23 protein-coding genes and 1 tRNA gene are annotated in these 23,568 nt (G+C 57.4%); 10 read left to right on the top strand and 14 right to left on the bottom strand.

The window, feature by feature from the left end:
- The first annotated feature begins 5 nt into the window (after positions 1 to 5).
- Both ACR0NT_RS08470 and ACR0NT_RS08465 read left to right on the top strand, forming a co-directional pair.
- Entirely contained in the window at positions 6 to 1,052 is a 1,047-nt protein-coding gene (locus tag ACR0NT_RS08470) for a sn-glycerol-3-phosphate ABC transporter ATP-binding protein UgpC (protein ID WP_170444487.1), read from the top strand.
- Complete coding sequence (locus tag ACR0NT_RS08465) at positions 1,049 to 2,065, top strand: endonuclease/exonuclease/phosphatase family protein (protein ID WP_480442906.1); 1,017 nt, start codon at positions 1,049 to 1,051, stop codon at positions 2,063 to 2,065. Before ACR0NT_RS08470 ends, ACR0NT_RS08465 begins: the two co-directional genes overlap by 4 nt.
- 202 nt (positions 2,066 to 2,267) lie before the next feature.
- Here the strand turns inward: ACR0NT_RS08465 and ACR0NT_RS08460 are convergent, their stop codons facing one another.
- From ACR0NT_RS08460 to radC, 4 genes are all read right to left on the bottom strand, one after another.
- A complete protein-coding gene (locus ACR0NT_RS08460; RefSeq protein WP_170672706.1) occupies positions 2,268 to 2,519 on the bottom strand; it encodes a hypothetical protein in 252 nt (83 codons plus the stop codon).
- Positions 2,520 to 2,614: 95 nt separating this feature from the next.
- Positions 2,615 to 3,079: a hypothetical protein gene (locus tag ACR0NT_RS08455; protein ID WP_170672704.1), complete on the bottom strand. Its 465-nt coding sequence runs from the start codon at positions 3,077 to 3,079 to the stop codon at positions 2,615 to 2,617.
- A gap of 231 nt (positions 3,080 to 3,310) precedes the next feature.
- Entirely contained in the window at positions 3,311 to 3,706 is a 396-nt protein-coding gene (locus ACR0NT_RS08450) for a thermonuclease family protein (protein WP_170672702.1), read from the bottom strand.
- A gap of 50 nt (positions 3,707 to 3,756) precedes the next feature.
- Positions 3,757 to 4,695: a RadC family protein gene (gene radC, locus ACR0NT_RS08445; RefSeq protein WP_480442904.1), complete on the bottom strand. Its 939-nt coding sequence runs from the start codon at positions 4,693 to 4,695 to the stop codon at positions 3,757 to 3,759.
- 122 nt (positions 4,696 to 4,817) lie between these two features.
- Here radC and ACR0NT_RS08440 point away from each other — a divergent pair, with 122 nt between their 5' ends.
- Positions 4,818 to 6,200: an HNH endonuclease gene (locus ACR0NT_RS08440; RefSeq protein WP_480442903.1), complete on the top strand. Its 1,383-nt coding sequence runs from the start codon at positions 4,818 to 4,820 to the stop codon at positions 6,198 to 6,200.
- Positions 6,201 to 6,311: 111 nt separating this feature from the next.
- Here the strand turns inward: ACR0NT_RS08440 and rnhA are convergent, their stop codons facing one another.
- The 7 genes from rnhA to ACR0NT_RS08405 form a co-directional block, all read right to left on the bottom strand.
- Positions 6,312 to 6,773 (bottom strand): ribonuclease HI, encoded by a 462-nt coding sequence (gene rnhA, locus ACR0NT_RS08435; protein WP_170672700.1) that lies wholly within the window; start codon positions 6,771 to 6,773, stop codon positions 6,312 to 6,314.
- A 53-nt stretch (positions 6,774 to 6,826) separates the two neighbouring features.
- Positions 6,827 to 7,156 (bottom strand): hypothetical protein, encoded by a 330-nt coding sequence (locus tag ACR0NT_RS08430; RefSeq protein WP_170672698.1) that lies wholly within the window; start codon positions 7,154 to 7,156, stop codon positions 6,827 to 6,829.
- A gap of 147 nt (positions 7,157 to 7,303) precedes the next feature.
- Positions 7,304 to 8,314, bottom strand: coding sequence for a ParB/RepB/Spo0J family partition protein (locus ACR0NT_RS08425; RefSeq protein WP_170672696.1), 1,011 nt, complete (start codon positions 8,312 to 8,314; stop codon positions 7,304 to 7,306).
- A 288-nt stretch (positions 8,315 to 8,602) separates the two neighbouring features.
- Positions 8,603 to 9,154: a recombinase family protein gene (locus ACR0NT_RS08420; RefSeq protein WP_170672694.1), complete on the bottom strand. Its 552-nt coding sequence runs from the start codon at positions 9,152 to 9,154 to the stop codon at positions 8,603 to 8,605.
- A gap of 868 nt (positions 9,155 to 10,022) precedes the next feature.
- A complete protein-coding gene (locus ACR0NT_RS08415) occupies positions 10,023 to 10,232 on the bottom strand; it encodes a hypothetical protein (protein ID WP_170672693.1) in 210 nt (69 codons plus the stop codon).
- A gap of 385 nt (positions 10,233 to 10,617) precedes the next feature.
- A complete protein-coding gene (locus ACR0NT_RS08410; protein WP_170672691.1) occupies positions 10,618 to 11,940 on the bottom strand; it encodes a tyrosine-type recombinase/integrase in 1,323 nt (440 codons plus the stop codon).
- Positions 11,941 to 12,097: 157 nt separating this feature from the next.
- Positions 12,098 to 12,174 (bottom strand) — tRNA-Arg (locus tag ACR0NT_RS08405).
- A 115-nt stretch (positions 12,175 to 12,289) separates the two neighbouring features.
- Here ACR0NT_RS08405 and ACR0NT_RS08400 point away from each other — a divergent pair.
- Both ACR0NT_RS08400 and ACR0NT_RS08395 read left to right on the top strand, forming a co-directional pair.
- Entirely contained in the window at positions 12,290 to 13,315 is a 1,026-nt protein-coding gene (locus ACR0NT_RS08400; protein WP_170444490.1) for a LacI family DNA-binding transcriptional regulator, read from the top strand.
- A gap of 4 nt (positions 13,316 to 13,319) precedes the next feature.
- Positions 13,320 to 14,528: a DNA glycosylase AlkZ-like family protein gene (locus ACR0NT_RS08395; protein ID WP_170672689.1), complete on the top strand. Its 1,209-nt coding sequence runs from the start codon at positions 13,320 to 13,322 to the stop codon at positions 14,526 to 14,528.
- 3 nt (positions 14,529 to 14,531) lie between these two features.
- Here ACR0NT_RS08395 and ACR0NT_RS08390 read toward each other — a convergent pair whose 3' ends face one another.
- A complete protein-coding gene (locus tag ACR0NT_RS08390) occupies positions 14,532 to 15,230 on the bottom strand; it encodes a fumarylacetoacetate hydrolase family protein (protein WP_170672687.1) in 699 nt (232 codons plus the stop codon).
- A 531-nt stretch (positions 15,231 to 15,761) separates the two neighbouring features.
- The gene (gene hpaR / locus ACR0NT_RS08385; RefSeq protein ID WP_170444500.1) at positions 15,762 to 16,196 is read right to left on the bottom strand and encodes a homoprotocatechuate degradation operon regulator HpaR; all 435 of its coding nucleotides are present in this window, start codon (positions 16,194 to 16,196) and stop codon (positions 15,762 to 15,764) included.
- Between the two features lie 235 nt (positions 16,197 to 16,431).
- Here hpaR and ACR0NT_RS08380 point away from each other — a divergent pair, with 235 nt between their 5' ends.
- Positions 16,432 to 17,844: a pyridoxal-dependent decarboxylase gene (locus ACR0NT_RS08380; RefSeq protein ID WP_170672685.1), complete on the top strand. Its 1,413-nt coding sequence runs from the start codon at positions 16,432 to 16,434 to the stop codon at positions 17,842 to 17,844.
- 10 nt (positions 17,845 to 17,854) lie between these two features.
- Positions 17,855 to 18,625 carry an HpcH/HpaI aldolase family protein gene (locus ACR0NT_RS08375; protein WP_170444504.1) on the top strand — a complete coding sequence of 257 codons (771 nt, stop codon included), beginning with the start codon at positions 17,855 to 17,857 and terminating at the stop codon, positions 18,623 to 18,625.
- A gap of 4 nt (positions 18,626 to 18,629) precedes the next feature.
- Here ACR0NT_RS08375 and ACR0NT_RS08370 read toward each other — a convergent pair whose 3' ends face one another.
- Complete coding sequence (locus ACR0NT_RS08370) at positions 18,630 to 19,772, bottom strand: DUF3095 domain-containing protein (protein ID WP_170672683.1); 1,143 nt, start codon at positions 19,770 to 19,772, stop codon at positions 18,630 to 18,632.
- Positions 19,773 to 19,913: 141 nt separating this feature from the next.
- Between ACR0NT_RS08370 and ACR0NT_RS08365 the strand changes: the two genes are divergently transcribed.
- The 3 genes from ACR0NT_RS08365 to ACR0NT_RS08355 all read left to right on the top strand — a co-directional run bounded on the left by ACR0NT_RS08365 (position 19,914) and on the right by ACR0NT_RS08355 (position 23,278).
- Complete coding sequence (locus ACR0NT_RS08365) at positions 19,914 to 21,086, top strand: MFS transporter (protein WP_170672681.1); 1,173 nt, start codon at positions 19,914 to 19,916, stop codon at positions 21,084 to 21,086.
- Between the two features lie 23 nt (positions 21,087 to 21,109).
- Complete coding sequence (locus tag ACR0NT_RS08360) at positions 21,110 to 22,144, top strand: glycosyltransferase family 4 protein (RefSeq protein ID WP_170444511.1); 1,035 nt, start codon at positions 21,110 to 21,112, stop codon at positions 22,142 to 22,144.
- 111 nt (positions 22,145 to 22,255) lie between these two features.
- Positions 22,256 to 23,278, top strand: coding sequence for an aspartate-semialdehyde dehydrogenase (locus ACR0NT_RS08355; RefSeq protein WP_170444514.1), 1,023 nt, complete (start codon positions 22,256 to 22,258; stop codon positions 23,276 to 23,278).
- The last annotated feature ends 290 nt before the right edge of the window (positions 23,279 to 23,568 follow it).

The following is a 23,568-nucleotide window of genomic DNA, read 5'->3' as shown; positions in this document are numbered from 1 at the left end:
CGCGCATGGCTCAGGTTTCTTTAGAGGGCATCCGCAAGGTCTACCCCAATGGCTTTCAGGCGGTCGAAAGCACCAGCTTCACCATTCAGGACGGCGAGTTCGTTGTTCTGGTCGGCCCCTCGGGCTGCGGCAAGTCCACCCTGTTGCGGATGATCGCAGGGCTCGAGGACATCACCAAAGGCACGCTGAAAATCGGCGACCGGGTGGTCAACAACGTGGACCCGGCGGATCGGGACATCGCGATGGTGTTCCAGAACTACGCCCTGTACCCGCATATGACGGTCCGTAAGAATATCGGCTACGGTCTGAAGAACCGCGGCACCCCGGCGTCCGAGATTGCAGCCCAGGTGGAAGAGGCGGCGAAGATGCTGAACCTGACCGAATACCTGGACCGCAAACCGGCGCAGCTGTCCGGTGGCCAGCGTCAGCGGGTGGCGATGGGCCGCGCGGTGGTGCGTCACCCGGCCCTGTTTCTGTTCGATGAACCGTTGTCCAACCTTGACGCCAAACTGCGCAACCAGATGCGGATCGAGATCAAGGCCCTGCAGCGCCGCCTTGGTACCACCGCCGTCTACGTGACCCATGATCAGGTCGAGGCGATGACGATGGCCGACCGCATCATCGTTCTGAACGAAGGCCATATCGAACAGATCGGCACCCCGTATGAAATCTATCACAACCCGGCCTCGACCTTTGTCGCCTCGTTCATGGGGGCACCGCCGATGAACCTGATCGAGGCCGAAGTGGCCGATCAGCAGGTCCGGATCAACGGGTATGACGGGCTGATGCCCGCCCCCGCCGCCTATGTCGGCCCCATCACGATGGGCATCCGCCCCGAGGATGTCGAACTGGACGATCAGGGCTCGGTCACCTTCCGCGTTGATATTCTGGAAGAACTCGGCGCCCACCGCCTGCTGCACGGCGCGATTGCGGATCAGCCCTTTACGGTGATGGTCGGCAAGGACCATGACGTCCGGATCGGCGAAACCCGCGTCACCCTCAAACCCGACGCGCTGCGGCTGTTCGATGTGGAAACGGGAAAAGTCCTTTGATTACGGAAATCTTGAATGTTCTTCCCGCTGTGACCCCGGATCAGCGTCGGGAAATTCTGGCCGCACCCCGCACGTCCGAGGCGCACCGGGGCCTGTTGTCCGGCCTGCCCGCCATGAACGCGCTGCAACTGGGGGGTGAGGGCTCGGCCGCTCAACTGCCCACGCAATTTACCGTGGCGGCCTGGAATGTGGAACGCTGCCTGTTCCCCGAAGACACCGCCACCCACCTGAAACCGATCGCTCCGGACGTGGTGCTGCTGTCCGAGGTCGATCACGGCATGGCCCGCACCGCGCAGCGTCACACAACCGCTGAGATGGCGCGCGCGCTGGGCATGGTCTACGCCTTCGGGGTCGAGTTTCACGAGCTGGATCTGGGCGGGCCGACCGAACGGGAATTCTGCACGGATGAATTCAATGAACACGGCTGGCACGGCAACGCGATCCTGTCCTCGGTGCCGTTTGAACGCACCGCCCTGATCCGTCTGGACGATCACGGCCACTGGTTCACGCCCGAGGCAGGCGCGGGTGACCCAGAACAACCCCGCGTCGGCGGCCGGATGGCCATCGCCGCCGTGATCCCCACCTCCAACGGCCCCATCTGCGTGGTCTCGACCCATCTGGAAAGCAACGCGGACACCGCGCACCGGCACGCTCAGTTCGACCTGTTGCTGCAGAAAATCGACGCCTTTGCCCCCGGACTGCCGGTCCTTATTGGCGGAGACCTGAACACCGGCAACCACCTTCCGCCCGATTTCGACTGGCGGCGGGAAACCCTGTTCGATCTGGCCGAGAGCCATGGCTATTCCTGGGCCTTCACCCCGCCCGGTCTGACGACACGGCCAAGCCTGATCACCCCGCACCCGGACCGGAAGATGAAACTGGACTGGCTGGCGGGCCGAGGGTTCGCACCTGTGGAAAGCGGAATTCTGACCTCGATTTCCGCTTCGGGCACCCCCTTGTCGGACCACGATTGCGTCTGGAGCACCGTCAGACCACAGACCGAAACTGCCTGAAACTGGCGACCCCGGCAGGAACCTCCGCCTCTTCCCGCATTTTCAACACAAGTATCTGAAAAATAATAAAATACTGACGGCTTGCGTAGTGTAAAACTCGCGTGGTTGAAGTTACACTACGCCGAATTTTCTTCCCGCGGGCAAGAAGCCCAACGCTAGCATGAGGGAAACCGGCGGTGATCAGGAAAATTACACCGTCCGATTATTTAAAAATTAGTATCAGGATTAGAATAATAGCGACGATGAAACCCGCTGCTGCGCCAGCGCCATACATTACAATTTCAGTTGACGCGCCAAAGTACTCGCTCAACTTGTTACCAATCCCGGTTAATTGATCTTCCGCAATCGGAACAAGTTGAGAACCTTCTTGGCCTCTTTCCAAAATCAGATTGGCTGCCTTGTAGAAACAGAACGCGGTGAAAGTCACCACAAGAACTAGGAAAGTGATCAACATCGTTTTGTGTTCGCTCGTCTATCTTTTGTTTTCAACCACTTGCGGTAGTTTTGTCTAACTTGCAAGAGCAAACATTGGCCACCTTAGGACCACGCCTATTCGGAGAGCGACGATGCCAAAGCATCGGATGAGATCGTTTCTTTTACCTGATAGGCTCCAAGGACAAACAGTCCTATCGCGGATAACGACGCCAGGAACGCCAACACGTGAAATGAACCGTTGACGAAACGACTAAGCCAGCTACTTTTGCCCTCAGTTCTCTTATTCAGCACTACAAGCATTGTGTAGTGTGTCAGGTAGGCTAGAGCCAACGCAATGACCGCTGCGGCAACTCCCCAAGCAAAGTACATTAGAGCGTTTGCAACCCCCTCCAACAGAGCCGCTAGGTCGCCGTTGTCTTTCACTATTGAAGCCACAAAACCCAACACGGCTACAGCCGCGCCACCGTTGATTAGCAGCGCGCTCTTTAACACTATGTTTGACGTATCGATGGCTTTCTCGTTTACCATCTGGAACTCTTCAAAATTCCTTTGACGCTCTGCCTCGTTGTGACCTGCCACCTTTACTTCCTTTTCGTTGAGCTAATTCACGATTTTCGTTCGGCCCACCAGTTGGCCAAGTCAGGCCCGGCACTGAACCCCCACCCAGCCCCAATAAGGGTGAAAACCGAAACTCCGGCCACGGCGACAAATGGCCCGCCGACAATGCCTGTACCACTGCCCACTAAAAACCCGAGCAGCCCCCCAGCGGCGGCTCCTAGCAGTCTTGATTTTCTCAATTTGAGGGTCCTTCTATCTGCAATATCCCGCACGTTTCAGCCGTGATTTAGCTGCGGCGGTTTCCAAGTTTCTGTATCTACCACCTGAGTACCGAGGGCAATCTAGTGCGTGGCCAGCGGCGATCACAGCGGCACCTACGTCCTGACCATCCGCATAACAAACACCAACCCAACGGTCATAAGTGCGTTCACCGTTCAAGTCGCAAGTTACAGTTTTCCCGCGCAGGTAATTGACCATCCATCTCTTGGCATTCTGACCAGATCGGGTGCCCAACTCGGGCGCATCGACGCCGTTCAGTCGTACAGGGGTGCCATCAACAACGATTGTGTCGGCATCTCGGACGTATGTACCGCCCGCCAGAGCAGTTGTTGCGAGGATGAGAGAGGCAGCGGTGAGAAAGCGTTTCATATCTTGGAAAGCGGATAAAAAGGGCAAAGGTCTACCTGTCAGGTATGCTGCTAGCCTCTCGTTAGCAACCCATTAGCGCTGAATGAATACTCTTCTTTTTTCCCAATGATCACATGGTCATGGATAACAATACCCATTGTTTCGCAGGCGTCTCGAATGCGTTCGGTCACCAGGATATCCGAGTTGCTGGGTGAAGGGTCACCAGAGGGGTGATTATGGACGAGGATGAGGGAGCTTGCGTTTAACTCCAAGGCGCGTTTGACGACTTCGCGCGGATATACAGGAACGTGGTCGACCGTGCCTTTCGCCTGTTCTTCATCAGCAATCAGAACATTCTTGCGGTCCAAATACAGAACACGAAACTGCTCCACCTCTCTATGCGCCATAGCGGTACGACAGTATGTCACCAGCGCTTCCCAAGATGACACCACATCCCGTTTCATCACCTGCGCCTGCGCCATCCGGTGCCCAAAGGCTTCAATCACTCGGAGGTGAAAATAGACCCAGTCATTTGCACCATCCACTTTGAGTATCCTATGCTTCGATGCGGCAATGACCCCGTTCAGGTCGCCAAACTCTGCGAGCAGACGTTTCGCCAATGGTTTGACGTCGATTTTTGGAATGGCGTTGAACAGCAGGAGTTCCAATAGTTCATACTCCGGCATTGGTTGGTGGCCGCCCTTTAGAAACCGATCTCGCAGCCGCTGCCGGTGCCCCCAATAGTGAGGCCGTTTAGCACCATCATCCCCTTTCACGAGGCCACCCCCAGCGGCATTCTTTGGCGACAGTCGGTCGCGGTTAACAAAGGCTGGTGCGTAGGCTGGTTCGCTAATGGCATCTGGTGGCGGGGTGCGGGCGTCGAGGTCTTTCAACCCTCGCATGGCATCTTCTGAAAAACCGTTCTGCCCGTCGTATTTGACCAGCTTGCCAAACTTCTTTCTATCCCCCGCTAGAACCCCGTTGAGGTGGTTTATTATCTGGCTTTTCATCACCGCGCCTACCGTTCAACTCATTCTGCAGACATTGGACGGAAGTTGGTTAACGACGGGTAAATGAATGGATTTTCGCGATCTGGTCTTGCTTTGCTGCACGCTAGCAGCAAGATGTCGTCATGGGTTTATCTGACATTACTACAGCATCAATCATAGCCGCATGTGACGAATACGACGAGCTTGGCAAAACCAGGTTTCTCAAAAAGTATGGCTTCGGTAATTCGAAGAAGTACCACCTTCTTCACAACGGCAAATACTACGAATCCAAGGCTATCGTGGGGGCCGCGCATGGATATGTGGGGCCGGGATTTACTCCGCTTAATGCTAAGAACTCATCTGGTGGGCAAGGGCATGCCGTGCAGGTCTTGGAGAACCTAAGATTTGAAGTGGTTGAGAACCCGCCGCCGACACGTAATCCGGACTGGTCGCGTGACGAACTAATCCTCGCAACTGAGTTCTATCTTCGACACGCGCCGAGTATTCCCAGCAAAACATCTAAACCGTTGACTGCACTTGCGGACGAAATACGTGCGACAGCAGTTATGCAGGGCCTCAGCGGCAACGACACCTTCCGTAACCCTAACGGTGTTTACATGAAGCTGATGGAGTTGCGGAAGTATGATGAAAACTACAAAGGCATTGGGCTTGGGCATGAGCGTGTTCGTGACGTTGAACTTGAAGTCTTTACGTTGCCAGAGCCCGAATTATTGCTGGCTGCGTATGACATAAGAAACCGCATTCAGGCTTTTCGTGAAAGCGGTGGGCAGGTTCCGAAAGTCGAAAGGCCACTGCCAAAATCAGAAGTGCTGCGAGAGCTACTGGCAAGCGATGAGGCATTAGAAAACCAACTAGCCGAAGTTCTGATTGATTGGCAGGAAACCAAACGTGACTTCGGACGGTTCCCAGGACTTGGACGAGAACCAGGCCAAATTCGGAAACATGGCGCTGTGCATGTAATTGAGAAACGCGTACGTTCTCGCGCCAGTGGGTTCGATGAAGTGTCAGCATCCGGCAAGTCTTACGAACAAATTGTAGTCGATCACTTCGATAAATTCCCAGATGAAGTCGTTGAAGTCGCCAAGAAGCGGCTCGCAGATTTCGACCTGGCAATGCCGACAGACAACCGCGATGAGTTGGAGCAAAAGTCCAAGGCCATACTTTCGCGGCCTGAAATGCTCTCAGAACCGCCCGCTGGCAATCCGTCACCAAAGAAAGAGTTGGCACTCGGGACGGTCTACGTCCGCGACCCACGCGTCGTTGCGTATACACAGCAAAGGGCGAAGGGCGTATGCGAGTTGTGCCAACAGAAAGCACCTTTCTGTAGGCCAGACGGCACAGGCTATCTTGAGACACACCACATATTGCCATTAGCAGAGGGTGGCCCCGACACCGTGGAAAACTGTGCTGCCGTTTGTCCTAATTGCCATCGTGCGTTGCACTCGGCGAACGACAAAGAAGGCTTAGCGGAGGTTTTGAAGAAGCGCCTAAGCGATACGGATTAATTTACTGTGCCACTGCAAACATGCCTTTGGAGCCTTTATGCCTAACCCATCTGCCCCGGCGGTGTGCAGCCGGGGTAAATGTGGAGTTCTCGGGATGGATATGACCCAAACTCAGGTCGCTTTGCAGGCAGCGGCGGCGGCCATTGCGTCTACTTCTTCATTTCTTGGGTTTCCTGCGTGGCCACGAACCCATTGCCAGCGCACATCAAGCCCGTCGCTCGCCGCCAGAAGGTCCTCCCAAAGATCGCGGTTCGCGATAGGTTTTCCACCCGCTTTTCGCCAGCCGTTAGCCTGCCATTTGGGCATCCATTCGGCCATCCCCTGGATGAGCAGTCGGCTATCAGAGTAGACAGTGATTTGGGCTTTCTCGTCCCTCTTGATCTGACGAAGGCCCTGAATGGCGGCTGTCATTTCCATCTTGTTGTTTGTAGTCAGGCGAACGCCTCCATGAACGGGCCGTTTCTTGATCTCCTTGCCGTCCGCGTATCTTCGGACAACTGCCGCCCAGCCGCCGCGACCGGGGTTGCCAAGGCAAGAGCCGTCGGTGTGAATGGTGATTTCATTGTTTGTCATTAGGGGTTCTTCTTCGTTTGTTAAGGGGCCAGCGTGGTTCGTTCGCGAGGCCGTTAGCGCGTGGTATTGGTTCGGCTAGGCAAGGACAGCAGGCCAAGCTCAACCAGATATGAAAGCGCTTCGCTTTGTGAGACCTCGCGGCCCATTTGCTCAACCATGCGTTCCCGCACGGTGTTAACGGTCGCCACGACTTCCGGGCGCACTCTCATGCTGGCCCATTGGCTAGACCGGTCGGCCCAAGGAGCAAGTTTATCGTCGATCTTATTGTGACCCAAACGGGCGCGTGCAGTAGACCTCAGGCGTTTCGTGAACGCTCGTCGCTTGTCATTGCCAATGCGGCGCAACCGTTTGTCGGCCACGCGGTTCTGTTCATTCAATTTCATTGTACGTTCCAGATATGAAAAGGGACGCCCGTTCTGGACGCCCCGGTTGCTGTTCAGGGGAGACAATGTCTCCCTCTATGGTGTCTCCCCTAGTGCCACCTTCTGGGTCACCTCGGGTGTTTTTTCAGTCTGCTCTCAGGAGCCGACCTAATCCAATTTGATGGCGTCGTCTGAAAGCGTGTCCATCCGCCCCTTGAAGTTACGCCGGGGGTTGTAGGTGAAGTCGCTGCTTTCATCGTCGTTCGCCTCTCTCAGCAAGGCGTCAAGCGGTCGTTCGGTGTCCCCTACAGGCGTCCTTGCGGTGCGCTTTCGGTCAACAATGCTGGTGTCCGCAAATTCTTCGTCATCGTCCAGCACATCGCTTTCCCAAAGCTCTGCAGTGATCTGCTTCAATCGCCATGGGTCAAACACCTTGCACAAAACAGTAAGCACGTCCTCATCTCGCTTTAGTTTGGCATCGGTCAACACCTTGCTGATTGCATTCGCCGCGTCGTTGGTCATCGCTTCTAATTCCTCGCTGCTGGGTGGCGTCCAATCGTCGTCGCGTTGGACTTTCCACTGATTGTCCTGCCACCACTCCCCGGTCGGTTGGTGCTTTGCCTCGGTCATCAGCTTGAACACCTTATTCATGCGCTGGACAGTTCGCGTTGAGACCCCGGACGCATGCGCGATCTGTGCTTTGGTTAGCTGGCTCTGCCAAGCCTTACCCGTCCAGTGCAGGCTGTCGCGGACTAGACGCCACGCCGCGTTGTTCCGCTCAGCAGGCATCAACGGCTTACTGTCTTTTGTATTCGCCGCTAGTGCCACCAAACGGGCAACCATCGGCAGACAATCGTGAACCAGAGCGGGGACTAGAGGGGCATCCCCGAGGTCAATCCCGTGGATTTCGAAATGGTGGTAGTAAGCCTCCGTCCTGTGGTGACCGTCCATGATGATCAATCGCCCTGTATGGTTTCCAGTGTCATCGCACTCCTGCCAGAGCAGTATCGGGTCGAGTTCTCGACCAGCCCGCAAGGCTTTCGCTAGAGTGTCGATGTGGTCGGCGCTGGGCGCTTCACCAGAGCGAAACCAAAATCGAGGGTCTTTTGCTATTGAAGTGACAGGTATCTCGTCGCGGGCGACCACGACATTTTCAGTGCTGAGTTCAGAGGCTTTCATTGCTCTTGGCTCCGTAAGATTTGGGTTAAGGGTTCGCTTCGTGCATTGCATGCAACTTGGCTTTTCAATGGATGACGCCCCAAGGCAGGGGCACGCACGAACTACCGGACGGGGAAAGCCTGCCGTCTGGCGATGAACGTCGGCACGTCAACAATCCGGGTGTCGGCATTCTGTGTACGGCTATAGTGGGGGTGAATGTTCATGCTATGTTCTATGCTTGTATGGGGGTGAATTGCCCCCGTAACAGTTTGCTATCTGCGTGTATGACAGAGAGTTGATTTCAGCCCCTTACGCGTTCTCTTTGGCCAACCTGTAAACTGTCGCTCTACTGACCCCGAAGTCCCTCGCGATCTGGGTCGGTTTCTCGCCGTTCTGGAACGCTTCACGAATGGCTGCCGCCTTCGTATCATCCATGGCAGGGCGTCCTTTGAACTTGCCTTCGGCCTTGGCCTTCGCAATCCCTTCACGCTGCCGTTCAAGCATTACTTGACGTTCAAACTGAGCAACAGCCCCAAGGATGGTCTCAAGCATCTGTGCGGTGGCACTGTCATTCATTATGGGCATGTCCATGATATGCAGTTCGACGCCCTTGTCCGAAAGCCGCTTGCGAATGTCGATGAGGTCAGGGACTGAACGCGCCAGACGGTCCAGCTTAGTGACGACCAGAGTGTCCCCTTCACGGGCAAAGTCTATCGCTGCATCAAGCTGGTCACGTTGCTTCACACTGCTCACCTGTTCCGCGAACACCTTCTCACACCCATGGTCTGTCAGTTCACGCTGCTGCGCCTCAAAGCCTGCGATCTGGTCTGCTGTAGATGTTCGGGCGTATCCGATTAGCATGTGCCTGTCTCCGAATGTGTATCTTTTACCTCGATAAGTTAAATAAGAATATGTGTTTTAAATGTCAATCCCACTTAAATGAGACGGTCTCCGAGGGGTTGACACTTGTGTTGTTACACTCCGGTCAAATGAGACACAGACTATGGAACATCGTAGCTGTCTTCTTGCCGACCATTACCGCCACGGGGGATATGCGCGACACTAACCCCATGTCTCTTGCACTCAGATTTTTTCGCCAAAATACTGGAAGTTGCCAAAACGAAACTATCGAATGCGATGACGTTTTAGTTCTGGACTTACTGCTTCTTCATCGCCTGATCGGCAGTGGGGATTGATGCTTGACCTTCGCCTAAATCAGTACTTCGGTTCATCATACTCAAGGGCGTATTATTACTATTAGAGATTAGCCAATCTTCGTAAGGGAGTACGCGCATCATAGGTATCCACGTGAAACCAATGTTCGAGGCCACTCGCTCATCTGGTCAGTCAGAGGGACCAGACGTAGCGAATTACGATTAGCCTTTGACCATTGGGACAAGTGGGGCCGGGACGTATGCCACGAATGTATTGTATAGCTAGCGGTTTCTCGATGCCGTCTCCGCTGCAGACTTGTGAAGGTTTAAATGACCAAATGGTGAACAGGAATTCTTCGTTTTGGTAAGTTCTATCCCTAAGTGCGAAGAGGTCTTTCTCTTCGTATCTGATGCCGACGGCCTTAGGGAATGATCCAATATCAATGGTCTCTTCGTCTTCGTGTCGCATTTTTCACTTGGCTATTGCTGATCTAGGATGAGGAAAGTTTTTTGTTGGGAACCGCGAAAGCCAAATAAATAAAATGGCGTGCCCGCTGGTTCCCTAGTAGCTAACTCTAGCCGCACTTGTTGCAAGCTAGTGTTTTCGCAACATTTATGTTCGAAGAATAGGCAGAAACTTTTCTACCATCACCGCAGGTCGCGTAGGCGTAGTAATATTGACCCTTCTTTTTCACACTTGTGATAGTGCATGTACGTTTCGCACCATCAATGTCGAATTCCATTGCCTCCGGTTCGTTTGTTACAACTTCTTCTTCATCGGCCATAATATCTTTCTCCTCAAATGGGTGTGTTTCGCGACTTATCGCAACTCTAGGTTACACATGGCGAAGCTTTTCGCGAAGAGGTTTTTTTGTTTGTGAAATTGGCTTTAGCGACCATTCCCCAACAAGCCGAATTTAAAGTGTGCAATAAGGGGTGAGCAAGCCAATGCCGATTAACAGGCTCCACAACGCACAATGCTCCAAAATTCAGCACGTATACGGTGAAATTAATAGCTCCCTTGAGGCACTTCTTGCCGCAAGAAAAGGGCTAGTCGATTTAGCTAAGTTTTTATCGACTGACCCAAACCTTGGTTCCTCAACCTTTAGTTCACCCTACGACTTCGCTTTGCCCATCCATGCGTTGTATCAAAGTCTTGTATGTATAAACCTAAAGCCACTTAAGGTACCCGTCAGCGCGCATCTTACTCACTATATTGCGCTGCACTTTACGCAATCCATCGCGGCCCAGCCCGTGATTGTAAATCTCGCTGGCTCTGCGCTCATCCTTAGTCCAGCCTCCTAGTTGCCCAATATCCTTGTCATCAACACCCGCCCTGTGCGCGATAGTCCGCCATGTGTGCCTGAAAGAATGAAAGTCCAGCATTACATTACCTTCGGGACGGCCCAGAACCTCATCTCTAAGGCGGCTATAAGCCTGACTGGCCTGCTTACTGTTGCCGGTTCGCTTGTCCAGACTGAACGCGCCCAGAAGTCGCTCATTGACACCGCCTCTATCCTCAGCCTCGTCGCGCAGCATCACTACTGTTTCTTGAAGCTCATCAGGAATTGGCGTCCATCGCTTAGCATTTTCGCTTTTGCCAACGATGATCTTTAGCCCAGCGCCATCGGCATCTACGTCCTGAACCGTGACCCGTACCAGTTCTGATATACGCGCGCCAAGAACCAGCCCGAGCCGCATTAGTGCGCCTATGGGTGTGTCTTTTGGCTGCGCTTCGAATAAGGCTCTTGTTTGTTCTGACTTGTAGATCGCCCTTTCTTTCTTCGGCTTCGCAGCCACTCTGGAAACCCCTTTGGGCAGTGTGAAGGGTTCAACTGAGGGTTTGCTTGTGGCCTTGGTTTCAACCACCCACGCCCAAAGCGTGCGAAGCTGTGTCATGTATTTCTGGATAGTTGCACCTGCTAGTGGCTGCTCTGTCCGGTCTGATACGATGCCCCCTAGGTATTCCCTGAAGGCCACTGCCTCGACGTCTGCCACGTCGTCCATATGGAGGCTGGATATATCTCCGCCAAAAAAGTCGACCAGATAGCGAACCGAAGTTCGGAAATCGTTGATCGTCGAACCCCTCAGTGGTTTGTAACCTGAAGCATTCCCCGGCGCTCTGGCTTCAATGTATGTCTCAACCATCTCAGCCAGTGGTTTGGATTTGGCCATACCCCGTTTACCGAACGCATCTCGCACTGCGCTGGGCGCTCTCTCGACCTCATCATAGAACACATCACGCGCCAAAATCGCAGTATCTGTGTCCGGGTCCGCCATGGCTTCACCCCATCGGTCTGCAGCAGCAAGGCTATAACGGTTCCTACCCAGCGCCTGCAGCTCTAATTCTCGAACCTTACTCAATTCCACATCGCGCAACTTACGTGCCGTAGCCTTGTGCTTAACACCTCCTAAGCTTCTGATGATGTTACGACCGAATGGCTTTCCCGTCTCTGGGTCTGTGGTTCCCTTTAAAACTTTGGGCGTAGACATGCGAAACCGCCATGCCGTACCGGGTCCACGTGGCTGCTCAAGGTTCCTATCATTGCTCATGGCCTGCTCATTCGTAGTGTAAAACCGTGGTGTAAATCCACCACACCCGTAACACCACGTACGATATATCGTCAATAAAATAAGGGGTTATAGAAATTGGCGACCCCGGCAGGATTCGAACCTGCAACCTGCCCCTTAGGAGGGGGCTGCTCTATCCAGTTGAGCCACGGGGCCGCGCAAGGCCCTCTGTAACGCGGTTTTTTTCGGTTGTCATGAGTTTTGCACAACAGTTGTAAAACGCGTCCTGTTCACGCTACCATCGGGCAAAACAACTGCGCAGGTGCTCTCCGTGACAACAGAAACAAAACGCCCGCTTACCCTTCGTGATGTCTCGGAAGCGTCCGGAGTATCCGAGATGACGGTAAGCCGGGTTCTGAGAAACCGGGGCGACGTGTCCGACGCCACCCGCACCCGCGTTCTGGCCGCCGCGAAAGAGCTGGGATACGTGCCCAACAAGATCGCCGGCGCGCTTGCCTCAAGCCGGGTCAACCTGGTCGCGGTGATCATCCCGTCCTTGTCGAACATGGTGTTCCCCGAGGTTCTGACCGGCATCAATCAGGTGCTGGAAGACACCGAGTTGCAGCCCGTGGTCGGCGTCACCGACTACCTGCCCGAGAAGGAAGAAAAAGTTCTGTACGAGATGCTCTCGTGGCGGCCTTCGGGCGTGATCATTGCCGGGCTGGAACATTCCGAGGCCGCCCGCGCCATGCTGGATTCCGCCGGTATTCCGGTGGTTGAGATCATGGATACCGATGGCAAGCCCGTGGACGCAATGGTCGGCATCTCGCACCGGCGCGCCGGGCGCGAGATGGCCGAGGCGATCCTGAAGGCGGGTTACGAACATATCGGCTTCATGGGCACCAAGATGCCGTTGGACCACCGCGCTCGGAAACGGTTCGAAGGCTTCACCGAGGTGCTGGGCAAAAATGGTGTCGAGATCGAGGATCGCGAGTTCTATTCCGGCGGCTCGGCCCTGGCCAAGGGGCGCGAGATGACGCAGGCCATGATGGAACGCTCACCCGATCTGGATTTCCTGTATTATTCCAATGACATGATTGGTGCTGGCGGGTTGCTGTATCTGCTGGAACAAGGCATCGACGTGCCGGGGCAGATCGGTCTGGCCGGGTTCAACAATGTTGAGCTGCTACAGGGCCTGCCCCGCAAACTGGCCACGATGGATGCCTGCCGGTTGGAAATCGGACGCAAGGCGGCCGAAATCATCGCCGGACAACTGGCCGAACCGGAAGCCGAGATCGACACCCGCGTCACCCTGACCCCCAAGATCAGCTATGGCGATACGCTGAAACGGCGCTGAACCAGTGGCACTACAACGGCTGGACAACAAGACGGCCCGTGCGTTGTTCATGGACCGCCATGCGCTGGCCGAGCAGCCCGTGGGCGGGTCCAAAGGGGCTGACCTGCTGGATCTGATCCATCGGCTGGGGTTTGTGCAACTGGACAGCATCAACACGGTCGCCCGCGCCCATGACTTGATCCTGTTTTCGCGCCGACCGTCCTATCGCGCGAAAAACCTCAAACGTCTGTACGAGCGCGACAAGGCGCTGTTCGAGCATTGGACTCATGACGCCGCGGTCATTCCGATGGAATTCTACCCGCACTGGCACTTACGATTTCAGCGGGATGCCGATCTGCTGAAATCCCGCTGGAAAAACTGGCGTCGGGACGGGTTCGAACAGCGATTTGCATCCGTCCTTCAGCATATTCGCGACCATGGGCCGGTGTCTTCTTCAGATGTGGGCAAGGATGAAAAGAAAGGGTCCGGCGGCTGGTGGGACTGGCATCCCTCCAAAACCGCGCTGGAATTCCTGTGGCGGTCGGGTGCGCTGACGGTGGTTGGCCGCAGCGGGTTTCAGAAACGTTATGACCTGACCGAGCGGGTGATCGACACCCATCTGTGTCCGGGCAATATGACCTGCGACGCCGAGGCAACCGTGAACTGGCTGTGCAATGCCGCGTTGGACAGGCTGGGCTTTGCCACCTCCGGAGAGCTGGCGGCCTTCTGGGATACGGTGAGTGTGGCCGAGGCGAAGAAGTGGTGCGAAAAGGGTCTAACACAGGGGTTTTTGGAGGAAATAGAAGTCACCTGTGCCAATGGGCAAGTGCGGAAATTGCTGGCCCGGCCCGGCCTTGCCACCGCTGACCTGCCCGCACCGCCGGGGCGCATCCGGGTGCTCAGCCCGTTTGACCCGATGCTGCGCGATCGCAACCGGGCCGAGCGGCTGTTCGGCTTCCACTATCGGATCGAGGTTTTCGTCCCTGCCGCCAAACGCATCTATGGCTATTACGTCTTTCCCCTGTTGGAGGGCGACCGGTTTATCGGCCGCATCGACATGAAGGCCCAGCGCGATCGGGGCGTCCTGCAAGTCAGCGCGCTGTGGCCGGAACGGTCCGTGCGCTGGTCCGAGGCCCGAACCCGGCGACTGCAATCGGAACTGGATCGGGTCCGTCGTTTTGCCGGGCTGGACGGTGTGGAATTTGCGAAAGACTGGCTGAAAGACCCCAAATAGGGTCTATTCCGAGTCTGCCAGCGTCAATTGGATCGGCTGCAGCCCATCAATGCCGCCCTCGATCACGTCCCCGGCCTGCACCGGGCCGACACCGGCGGGCGTGCCGGTCAGGATCAGGTCTCCGGGCCGCAGGTGGTAATAGCCAGACAGATGGCTAATGATCTCGTCAATCTTCCAGATCAACTCATTCAGCGTTGCATCCTGACGGATTTCGCCATTCACGCTCAGATGAATGCGGGTGTCATCCGTCAGCGACCAGTCAGCGGCACGGGTCAGCGGCGCAAAAACAGCTCCGGCCTCCAGATCCTTGCCCAGATCCCAGGGGCGCTGCTTGTTGCGCTCGCGGATCTGCAGATCGCGGCGGGTCATGTCCAGCGCACAGCCATAGGCGTAGACCGCGTCCCAGGCCTGCGCGCGGGTGGCGCGGAAGGCGGGTTTGCCGATGGCCACAGCCAGTTCCATCTCGTGATGAAAATCCCCGGTACCCGGCGGATACGGCACGGTTGCCCCACTCAGGACCGCGTTTGGCGCGGATTTGGTGAAATAAAACGGAGCCTCACGATCAACCTCGTGCCCCATTTCGGCCGCGTGTGCTGCATAGTTGCGGCCGACACAGAAAATCCGCCCCACCGGATACGCCGCCTGCTGCCCCTGAACCGGAATCGTAACCGGCTCGGGTAAAGAAAACACAGTGTCTGGCATCGCGGCCCCCTTTTGTTTCAGCCAGCCCGCATCTTAGTGCCGCAATCGGGCGGTACAAGGCACCCGGTACCGCAACGATCCGGTAACATGCCGCAAGAATCGCAAAAACCCGAACACGGCCCGATCACAATCCGGACGCCCAGCCTTGGAAAACACCGCAACAGTTCTAAATTGAGCAATGGCAGAGCGAAAGGCGCCGGTAAATCGGGGTTCGGCGCGCTCTGGCCACCGCTCGCAAGTACGACGGGTAAACATGCATCCGTCTGGACGTGAAGACATCCCGTAAGCCCGCGAACCAAGCGGTTTTATCGGATGCGAATACTTCGGAGAACTACGGCCAAAGACTTTACCCCCAAAGACTTTGCGCCAGAGAGCCGGTTTATTTCGAACCGGCACGTTTTCTGAAGCGCAGGCCGGACCGTCGGGACCTATCCGGCGCAACCGGCCTCGGGCCAGGCCCATAATCCAGTACATGTCTGGCCACCCCGCCGGAGAGAATGCCTACCTCCGGCGGGGTTCGATTGTGGGGTGTCACGTTTCCAGGTTGCGCAGTTCAGTCAGCAGATCCAGCAGCGCCTCATGCCGGTCCGGGCCCAGCTTGGTGCGCAAATCCTCGGCCAGATGAATGGTCACCTGAATGTTGTCATGGATAATCTGCTTTCCCCTGGCCGAGATGTCGACGATCTGCCTGCGCTTGTCGCCGGGGTGGGTTTCCCTGACGATCAACCCCTTGGCCTCAAGCTTTTGCAGAATGCGGGTGAGGCTGGGCAACAGCAGACACGCCCGGTCCGCGATATGGGTCGGCTCTTGCGGGCCTTCCTCGTCCAGAACGCGCAACACGCGCCATTGCTGTTCGGTTACACCGGCATTCGCCAGCATCTTGCGAATGGGTCCCATGACCCGTTCCCTGGCCCGAAGAAGTGCAATGGGCAACGAACGTGACGTCAATGGTACTTCATTGGTCATAAGGAATTTTCACCGAATTCACACGATACTGCAACGGGCCAGTCTATTCCTCGTTGTAATGTTACCTGTTGCCCTTATTAGAGTCTTTCGAGTTGGCGCGCTTTGGGCCAATGCAATTCAAATTTAGTAAACATAGCAATTAATATTGACCTTTGGCGCTGAATAGCCATGACTGGCACAATGAAGAAATTCAGCTCGGGGAAAACCCGGGCCTGACAGATATCCGAGGTTTGGCATGAAGTGGGACGAGTTCACCGACTGGGGTAAGAAAATATCCGAATGGGCGCAGGATTACCACCTGACCGTGGGCGACAAACCCGTGCGTGCCCGGACCGAGCCGGGTGAGATTCTGGACGCCCTGCCCGCCCATCCACCGGAACAGGCGCAGGCGATGGAGGATATCTTTCGCGATTTCGAAGATATCGTGATGCCCGGTATCACCCATTGGCAGCACCCCCGGTTTTTTGCCTATTTCAATGCGAACACGTCGCCCCCGTCGGTTCTGGCCGAGTTTCTGACCAGCGCCATCGCACCGCAATGCATGTTGTGGCAGACCTCGCCCGCGGCGACCGAGATGGAAACGCGGATGATGGACTGGCTGCGTCAGGCGCTGGACCTGCCCGAAGGGTTTGCTGGCGTTATACAGGACTCCGCCTCGTCGGCGACGCTGGCGGCGGTGTTGACCATGCGGGAAAAGGCATTGAACTGGCAGGGCAACCAGCAGGGGCTGTTCGGACAGAAGCCGCTGCGCATCTATTGCTCGGCCGAGGTGCACACCTCGGTGGATCGCGCCATCTGGGTGGCGGGGATCGGGCAGGATAATCTGGTGCGTATCCCGATCAAAGGCGACTGGCGCGGCATGGACCCCGAGGGGCTGGAAACGGCGATTCAAGCTGATTTAGACTCTAATTTACAGCCCGCGGGCGTCATTCTGTGTGTCGGGGGAACCGGTACCGGGGCAACCGATCCGGTGGATGAATGTCTGAAGATCGCGCAGAAATACGGGCTGTATTCCCATGTAGACGCGGCCTGGGCCGGGTCGGCGATGATCTGTCCGGAATACCGTCACTATTGGCCAGGGATCGCGCAGGCCGACAGCATCGTGTTCAACCCGCATAAATGGCTGGGCGTGCAGTTCGACTGCTGCGCGCATTTCCTGAAAAACCCCGACGATCTGGTACAGACGCTGGCGATCAGCCCCGAATACCTCAAGACGCACGGCAAGGACGGGATCATCAACTATTCGGAATGGTCGGTGCCTCTGGGCCGCCGGTTCCGGGCGCTGAAACTGTGGTTCGTGCTGCGCGCCTATGGGCTGGAGGGGCTGCGCGAACGGCTGCGCAACCATGTGAACTGGTCCGTGGACCTGCATGACCGGCTGGCGGCCGCGCCGGATTTCCAGATTGTCACCCCGCCGATGTGGTCGCTATGGACCTTCCGCTACACGCCTGCAGGGCAAACCGATCTGGACGATCTGAACTTGCGCCTGGTCAATGCGATCAACGATGATGGCCGCATCTATCTGACCCAAACCCGCGTCGATGGCGATCTGGTGATCCGCTTTCAGGCCGGTCAGTTCGAAACCACCGAGGATGACGTTCGCATGGCCTATGATGTCATCACCGAAATCGCCCGCTCCCTGTCATAGAGGTTCCCAAATGGCTGCGCCCACAAACACGTTCAAAAAGGCTCTAACAAACGGTGATCGCCTGATCGGTTGCTGGAGCAGCTTTGCCGAACCCGTCGCGGCCGAAATCATGGGCACCGCCGGGTTCGACTGGCTGGTGATCGACGGGGAACACGCGCCGAATGACATCCGTTCGCTGCGGGATCAGTTGATGGCGCTGGCCGCCAGCCCCTCGCACCCGGTGGTGCGCGTGCCGGTGGGCGATACGGCATTGATCAAGATGGTGCTGGATATCGGCGCACAAACCGTTCTGGTGCCGATGGTCAACAGCGCCGAACAAGCACGTGAACTGGTGCGGGCCTGCCGCTATCCGCCCGAAGGGATGCGCGGTGTCGGTGCCGGGGCTGCGCGGGCCACGGGGTATGGATCAGTCTCGGATTACATTCAGACCGCGGACGAGCAGATTTGCCTGTTGGTGCAGGTGGAAAACCGCGCCGGAATGGCGGCGCTGGATGATATTCTGCAGGTCGAGGGCGTCGATGGCGTGTTCATCGGCCCTGCGGACCTGTCCACCGATATGGGCTTTCAGGGCAACAGCGCCGCCCCCGAGGTGCGCGCCACCATCGCCGATGCCATCACCCGGATCAAAGCGGCAGGGAAAGCGCCCGGCATTCTGGGCACCAATGACGAGGCAAACCAGATCTATCTGGACATGGGTGCCCAGTTTCTGGCGGTAGGGATCGACGTGATGCTGCTAGCGCAAGCCGCGCGGGCGTTGTCGGCAAAATGGAAGGCAAAATAACGCCCTAACCCTGCATCGCGGCGGCGGCCTGTGCGTATCCCCCCGAAGCGCCATCGACGAAATGCACATGGTCGTCCCGCATGGCCGAAGGCACAAAGCAGGTCATCATCGCCTCATCCTGTGCGTGCAGCCCATAGCGGACCTTGCCCTGTTCGCGCGCCTGTTCCAGCATGATCCTGATTTGCTTCAGCGTGGCCGGGTCGCAATCCAGCGTCATCTTCAGCCCGTCATCGAACTTGCGGAAATCAGCGTTGCGACTGACCATGTGTTTGTAGTGACCGGGATCGAAATCGCCCAACCGCTTGCCGGTTTTGAACAACAGCGAGATCAGCAGGTTTTGCCCCAGCAGCTTTATCCTTTGCCCCAGCAGGTTGCGCCCTGCGCGCGAGACACGGGCGTCCAGCTCGACATCCGGCGGCGGCCAGCTGATCGGCGGGCCGTTTTCCGGCACCGGGTGGCCTGCGCGTTCCAGCCGTTCCGAGGCGGTCAGAACCGACCGCGCCAGATCGGCAAAATCGCTCTCGGTCGCTTTCTGCGTCGGCTGGATCACCAACGAGACGATCTGACCATGACGTGCCTTGCTGTTGGACCAGCGGCAGGACAGGCCGGACAGATCGGGCAGCGCGCCCGGCTCGGCAGGTGGCACCTCGAACGCGCCGGATTTCATCTGCGCTTCGGCCCAGACCAGACCCCCGCCCGAGAACATGGCGTAGTCCACCCCGTCCGAGGGCGCATAGCGCGCCACCCGCAAATCCCGGCCCGCCGAACGGATTTCGGAGACCGGCACCAATGCGCCGCGCAGCGCGATCGAGAACTCTTCGTCCGCCCAGCGCCGCAGCTCGGACAGCACTGTGCGGGCGGTGTCCACGGCGCTTGCGGGGATGGCGAAGCCAGCGCCATCACCGCCGAAGACATAGGGAAACTCCTGCCCTTTCAGCGCGTTGATCATGGCCGAGATCACCGCCGCGCCCACCATGTTGACGGTTTTATAGCGGCCCTGTGCAATCTCACCGGTGGAATCGACGATATCAGCCACGCCCAGCGCCCAGTCACCCGGCACGGGTGTAAACCGCGCTGGCTGCGCCAGGCTGGTGAAGTCCCTCTGTCGGGGAAGGCTGTCATAAAAGGCGGCCTGTGCGTCTTTCATCGGCACCTCGGGGTGATGGGTATCGCAATAGATAGCCCGAATGTGAACGCTGTCCGGTGAAAACAGTATAGCACACAAGCTTGTGTGGCGCACCGGGACGTGCCAAGCATTTCAGCACAACTTGGGGCGGAAGGGCAGTTCATGAAGGCAGGTCTGGTGGTCTTGTGCCTGGGCTATGTGCTCAGCCAGTTCTTTCGCGCCTTTCTGGCGGTGCTCAGCGTCGATCTGGGCCGCGATATCGGCGCCACGCCCGAGGATCTGGCCTTTGCCTCGGGGCTTTGGTTTCTGGTCTTTGCGGCGATGCAGCTGCCGGTGGGCTGGGCGCTGGATCAGATCGGGCCGCGCCTGACGGCCGCCGCGCTGTTGCTGATCGGAGGCGCGGGCGGCGCGGCGCTGTTTGCTGTGGCCAGCACGCCGTTTCATGTCGCCATTGCCATGGGGCTGATCGGGGTCGGGTGCTCTCCGGTGCTGATGGCATCATATTACATCTTTGCACGAGAATACCCGCCCGCGCGGTTTGCGACGCTGGCGGCGTTGATGCTGGGGGTTGGATCGGTGGGCAATCTGGTGGCCTCTTACCCGACCGCGCTGGCGGTCGAACTGATGGGATGGCGCGCGACGATGTGGGTGCTGGCGCTGTTCTCGGGGGCTATTGCGCTGGGCATCTGGATCACCGTGCAGGATCCAAAACGGGTTGAGACCGAGCACCGGGGATCTGTGCTGGACTTGCTGAAAGAGCCTGCGCTTTGGGCGATCCTGCCACTGATGCTGGTGGCCTATGCACCTGCGGCAGCCACGCGAGGATTGTGGGCAGGGCCGTATCTGAGCGATATCTTCGCCCTCAGCACCACCCAGATCGGCACCGCGACCCTGATCATGGGGGCGGCAATGATTGCCGGGACCTTTGCCTATGGCCCGCTCGACCGGATGCTGGGGACGCGGAAATGGGTGATCTTCGGCGGCAATGCGCTGGGCACGGCGGCGCTGGTGCTGCTGTGTCTTTGGATCGACAACGCGGTCTGGCTATCGGTGGTGCTGATGGCCGTGATCGGCTTCATGGGGGCCAGTTTTCCGGTCATCATGGCGCATGGCCGGGCTTTTGTGGCTCCGCATCTGGTCGGGCGCGGCATGACGCTGTTGAACCTGTTTGGCATTGGCGGTGTTGGCATTGCGCAATTCGTCACGGGGCGCATCCATGCGGCCACGGTGGACATCAGCCCGACTGCGCCCTACACAGCGATATTCGGCTTTTTTGCGGTCACGCTTGCCATTGGCTGCGTGATCTATCTATTCAGCCGCGACAGCGTCGACTGATGCTGTAACCGTCAGGAGAGCCCATGTCCGACCCGCGCGTCATTGCCCCCAATCTCAAACGCCGGCTTTCGGGCGTGACCGCGACGATTGCCCGGCTGGTGCCTTTGCAGGTGCAATGGATCGACATCGCCGCGACCGGGCCGGGCCTGCCGTCGGACATCCCGCATATCCCGCTGGGCCGCCTGCCCTTTCTGTCGCGAAAAACCCTGCGCGTCTGGCACGCTCGCCGCAATACCGAGATGCTGCTGGGCCTGTTCCTGCGCAACATCCTGCGGCTGCGGTTGAAACTGCTGTTCACCAGCGCCTCGCAGCGCGCGCACACTGGCTATACCAAATGGCTGATCGACAAGATGGATGCCGTGGTCGCCACCTCGCGTAAAACCGCCGGATATCTGGAGCGGGACGCGCAGGTGATCATGCATGGCATCAACCTGCAGGATTTCGCCCCGCCCGAGGACAAGGCGGCCGTTCGGTCGCGACTGGGTCTGCCCGATGGTCTTTTGCTGGGCTGCTATGGCCGCATTCGCCACCAGAAAGGCACCGACGCCTTTGTTGATGCGATGATCGATCTGTGCGGGCGCTTCGACGACGTGCACGGCATCGTCATGGGCCGCGCCACCGAGAAGCACACCGGATTTTTGGCCGAGCTGAAAGACAAGGTTGCCAAAGCAGGCCTGTCCGACCGCATCCTGTTCATGCCCGAGGTCACCGTCGACCAGATCGCCGAATGGTATCAGGTGCTGGACCTGTTCATTGCCCCGCAACGGTGGGAAGGGTTCGGCCTCACCCCATTGGAAGCAATGGCCTGCGGCGTACCGGTCGTGGCCACCGATGTGGGCGCGTTTTCCGAGATTGTCACCGACCTGTCGCTGGGCCGCGTGGTGGAGCCCGGTGATATCCCCGCCCTGGCCGATGCCGCCGCCGAAATGCTGAGCGACCGCGATTCCCTGACGCAATCCGGCGTCGCCGCCCGCACCCATGTCGAGCAGAATTTCGACATCAATGGCGAGGCCAGGACCCTTGTGGCGCTCTACGAGAGGCTTCTGAACGACACCTGACGCCATTTGCCGCGTAAAATCGGTGTCATCGCGGCAAATATACCCCGAAAACCCTTTTTTCTTCGCTGCAACGCGGCTATGAACGCGCGTCCTTAACTTTGGAGACATGAAATGGGCTATCGCGTCGTTGTCGCCGGCGCCACGGGTAACGTGGGCCGCGAAATGCTGAACATCCTGGCGGAACGCCAGTTCCCGGTCGATGAACTTGCCGCCCTGGCAAGCCGTCGTTCGCTGGGTACCGAAGTAAGCTTTGGCGACAAGACACTGACCACCCAGGACATCGACACCTTCGATTTCACCGGCTGGGACATGGCGCTGTTCGCCATCGGCTCGGACGCAACCAAGGTCTACGCCCCCAAGGCGGCGGCAGCTGGCTGCGTGGTGATCGATAACTCGTCGCTCTATCGCTATGATCCGGAGATTCCGCTGATCGTGCCGGAATGTAACCCGCAGGCGATTCACGACTATAAAAACAAGAACATCATCGCCAACCCCAACTGCTCGACCGCGCAGATGGTTGTCGCGCTGAAACCGCTGCATGACCGCGCCAAGATCAAGCGCGTTGTCGTGTCGACCTATCAGTCAGTGTCCGGCGCTGGCAAAGACGGCATGGACGAGCTGTGGGATCAGACCAAAGCGGTCTACAACCCCACCACCGAGGTTGAACCGAAGAAGTTCCAGAAGCAGATCGCCTTTAACGTCATTCCGCAGATCGACGTCTTCATGGAAGACGGCTCGACCAAGGAAGAATGGAAGATGGTTGTCGAGACCAAAAAGATCGTCGACCCGTCGATCAAGGTCACGGCCACCTGCGTCCGCGTTCCGGTCTTCGTCGGCCATTCCGAGGCCGTGAACATCGAGTTCGAGGAATTCCTGGACGAAGACGAAGCCCGCGACATCCTGCGCGAAGCACCGGGCATCATGGTGATCGACAAGCGCGAGCCCGGCGGCTACGTCTCGCCGATCGAATGCGCGGGCGATTTCGCCACGTTCATCAGCCGCATCCGTCAGGACTCGACCGTTGAGAACGGCATCAACCTGTGGTGCGTCTCGGACAACCTGCGCAAAGGTGCCGCCCTGAACGCCGTCCAGATCGCCGAATTGCTGGGCCGTGAGGTTCTGAAAAAGGGCTGAGGTCGACTAAGACAATTAGAAACCCCGCTGTGTCCCCAGCGGGTTTTTTTTGTTTCGGCAAGTTGTATCTCGCAAACCTAAAAAACGAAATTGCTTCAACCGGCTGTCCACAGTTTTTCAGCACCTTAGTTTTGCCAGATTGCTCTGGCCTACTGACCGAACTTAGTTGTGGAATTTCATTGTGTTCGGCGATTTGAAATTTTTTACCAGAAAAGAAAACGCCAAACTGACTTTGATACGCGTCGCTGAAGGTTCGGCTATCGTGGCGCTTTTCCTTATTCTGGTCCTTT

The organism is Ruegeria sp. AB10 (genome assembly GCF_056542745.1).
Note: the sequence above shows the minus strand (reverse complement) of the source record. Positions and strands in the feature narration are given on the sequence as shown.